The 606-nt window shown below is 36.0% G+C and carries 1 protein-coding gene; it reads left to right on the forward strand.

From position 1 onward, the window contains the following. The first annotated feature begins 131 nt into the window (after positions 1–131). Positions 132–482, forward strand: coding sequence for a cupin domain-containing protein (locus A6E03_RS04355; RefSeq protein ID WP_019823146.1), 351 nt, complete (start codon positions 132–134; stop codon positions 480–482). Positions 483–606: the final 124 nt, after the last annotated feature.

The following is a 606-nucleotide window of genomic DNA, read 5'->3' on the forward strand; positions in this document are numbered from 1 at the left end:
GTGTTATGCAGGCGTTATGGTAATTTTTGTGACATTTTCTGTGTGGTTTTGGTAGAGCGTAAACTGTTTTTAATTTAACCTCTTAGCGGTAAGAAATATTATTAATTGGACAAGAATAGAAAGGGATAGCAATGATTCGTAATTTCTACAACTGTGATAAAGAAGTTGATAACAATAGCCATGATGGTGTTGGCTCTATTGATATTTACCGTGCATTTAGACGTAAAGATTTTGATGGTGCTTGGGACTTTGCTATTCGTGTAATTATGCCGCCAGGTAGTTCAATGGGGGAGCATTCTCACGAAGATGATGAAGAAATGTATATAATCCTCAAAGGTGAAGGCTCAATGATTATTGAGGGTGAAACTAAACGAGTTATTGCTGGCGATATGATTGTGAATAAACGTTTTGGTACTCATGGCTTATTAAATGATTCTGCCGAAGACATTGAATTGCTAATCATCCAAGCAAGTTTAAAGTAACTGTTATATTGCTCATTTCAGTTAGGTGCAAGACAATCACCATAACAATCGCATTAACACGATTTGCTACATTCGGCATTCTAGATTTTCTTTGGGTTTACCGTATTAAGTGGTAAATTTGAGC

Origin of the sequence: Aliivibrio sp. 1S128, from assembly GCF_001691065.1 — a bacterium.
Lineage (GTDB): Bacteria > Pseudomonadota > Gammaproteobacteria > Enterobacterales > Vibrionaceae > Aliivibrio.